This is a genomic window from Fulvimarina endophytica, assembly GCF_003403015.1.
Taxonomy (GTDB): Bacteria; Pseudomonadota; Alphaproteobacteria; order Rhizobiales; family Rhizobiaceae; genus Fulvimarina; species Fulvimarina endophytica.
Window position 1 is genome coordinate 1 of sequence record NZ_QURL01000023.1, and the last position, 2,856, is coordinate 2,856.

Genomic DNA, 2,856 nt, shown 5'->3' on the forward strand with positions numbered 1-2,856 from the left:
ACACTCGTCCCTCGGCTACCAGACCCCGGCGGACTTTGCCCGCACCATCATCGCAACCGGCACCGGCGCTCCGCTATCGGATGGCTCCGCACCTACGCCGGTTGCTCAACCAGCGCCCAACGGCGTATCTGAAACGGACGAGACTCTAATCGCTGTTGGATGAAGATTCAGTGGCACGTCAAGACCATTAAGATCGTTCAAAATGGTTCTCGCTCGCGTTTATCATTCAAACCGTTCGTATACCGTGTTCTTTTATGCGGGAGAGAGAGGTGATAGCGTAAGAGTCAGCGATGATCCAATCTGTCGTCCGTCTTGCCGCCGATCACTCGCTCAGTTTTGTCGTCACCGCTGTCGTAATTTGCGTGGTGGGGGGATGGCTGGTGGCCGCGCTGATGCGCAACGCGGTACAGACCAGGCGCGAGAGCAGATTGCATTGGATAGTGGGGACCGCCGTCGTGGCGGGGTTAAGCGTCTGGACCACCCACTTCATCGCCATGCTTGGCTACCGACCCGACTTGATGCTCGGGTACGAAGGGGGACGGACGGCGCTTTCAGCGCTCGTGGCGGTGCTCGTCGTCGGTGCACCGTTAGGCTTGGCTCCGCTCTGTCCGTCGTGGCGCACGCGAGTTGCGCTGGGTACGGTCGCGGGCCTCGGCATCGGGGCGATGCATTATGCCGGTATGGCAGCCATCGAAGGATGCTTACGGACCTACTCCCCTTTAGCGAGCGGAATTGCGACGGGGATCGGGATCGGCTGCATGGCGCTCGCCTGCGGTCTGCCTCCGCGCCGGGCGACGTCACCCGTCATCTGCGCCCTGTTCACGCTGGCGGTCGGCGGCATCCACTTCATCGCTATCTCCGGCACGGAGCTCAAACGGGTCGCGGGGCACGATGTGTTCTCGCACGAGAGTGTCACGCTCAGCATCTTCACCGCAGCCGGGGCTGCCGTCCTCTTCCTGGGCACATTCCTGACGATCCTAACGGCACGACGCTTTGACGCACAGGAGCGAGCCCACTCCGCCGTTCTACGAACTGCGCTCGACAACATGTCGAACGGACTGGTCTATCTCGACGCGACCGACCGGGTCCGTCTCTACAACCGGCGCTATCTTGAGATCTACGGTTTTGATTTCGATGCAGAACTTGCGGGATTGACGGCGAACGAGATCATCGAGCGCGTCGGCAACCGGCACGGCTGGACCGGCGAGCGACGGCAGGAGGCTCGGCGGCGGCTGGACGCATGGTGGAGCGTCGAGAACTGCACGCAGATCGACTATTCCATGGACGACGGGCGCATGATGCAGGTCGAGGTCCGGCCGGTCGAGGGCGGTGGTACGGTCATTACATTCGATGACGTGACTAAGGACCGTGAAGCGCAGCGCCGGATCACCGAACTCGCCTACTGCGACCCGCTGACGAAGCTCGCCAACCGGCGGGCCCTGCACGAGCGCATGGAACGCGACTTCTTTCCCAAGCAGCGTTTCAAGCTGCTGATGATCGACCTCGACCGCTTCAAGCCTGTCAACGACACCTATGGTCATGCCGTGGGCGACCGCCTGCTTGTGCAAGTCGCCGAGCGTTTGACCAAGATCGCCGGACCGGAGGGCTTCGTAGCGCGCCTTGGCGGCGACGAGATGGCACTCCTAGTCTATGGGGACCTCGATCGGGCAAACGCGGTCGCCGCCCAAGTGATCGAGTCGATCGCCCTCCCCTACCAGATCAACGAGATCAAGCTAATGATCGGTTGTAGCGTCGGTCTGTGCTGCACGGACGATGCTCACAATGCGGACGAGTTGATGCAGTTTGCCGACTTGGCGCTTTACGAAAGCAAACGTCAGGGACGGGGACGTTCGAGTTGCTACACACACGGTATGCTCGAAGTGGTAACCGAGCGCGTCCAACTCGAGACCGACATGCGCACGGCGGTCGAACGCGGCGAGATGTATCTCGCGTTCCAGCCTGTTCTCGCACTCGCGGACGATCAGGTGATCGGCTACGAGGCGCTGATCCGCTGGGATCATCCGACACTCGGGGCGATCCCACCAACGCGGTTCATTCCCGTGGCGGAGGAGACCGGTCAGATCGTTCCGATCGGGGCCTGGGTCTTGGGCGAGGCCTGCCGTCAGATCGCGCAGCTCGGGAGCGAGATCTACGTGGCCGTCAACGTGTCGCCGGTCCAGTTCCGTTCGCCGCTTCTTCTGTCCCACCTGACGCAAGCCCTCGCCCAGAGTGGGCTACCGGCCCGACGCCTCGAAATCGAGCTGACCGAAACGGCGATCGTCGAGGACGGGCCGCAGATCGCCCGGATGCTGGATGCCATCCGCTGCCTCGGCGTGACGGTCGCCATGGACGACTTCGGCACGGGTTACTCGTCGCTGGCGCACCTGCGCGACTTCCCGGTGGACCGCATCAAGGTGGATCGATCTTTCGTGGCTACAGCGGAGACCGATCGCCATTCCATGGCGGTCCTGGAGGGCATCACACATATCGCGCGAACCCTTGGTGTGGCGATCCTGGCGGAGGGGGTCGAAACAGCCTCCCAGCTCCAGCTTCTACGCGACATCGGCTGCGATGCAATCCAGGGCTACCTCATCGGGCGACCGGAGCCTTTCGCACACGACGCATTCTCGCAATTTGGTGGTGCGGATCATGAATGAACCTGAACGGCTCTTCCGTCCAGGCTTTGCAGATGGCCTCGAAGGGCGTGAGGCCGCGTAGGGTCTTCAAACGGGCGTGTCGCAAACTTTTCAGTTTAACGCTCTGGTGACCGTGTTCGTTGTTTTTCGAGCTCTCATTGACGGAGAGCTCGCCATGATCCTGAACACAGTCGCCGAGAAGCTGAAGCGGCAGTCGAAG

General features: G+C 61.9%; 1 protein-coding gene and 1 pseudogene. Both read left to right on the top strand.

The genetic code is table 11. The annotated features are described in order from the left end of the window. Positions 1-163, top strand: a pseudogene (locus DYI37_RS20400) (IS3 family transposase); the annotation flags it as partial. Between the two features lie 127 nt (positions 164-290). Beyond that, entirely contained in the window at positions 291-2,657 is a 2,367-nt protein-coding gene (locus DYI37_RS19680) for a bifunctional diguanylate cyclase/phosphodiesterase (RefSeq protein WP_116684975.1), read from the top strand. Positions 2,658-2,856: the final 199 nt, after the last annotated feature.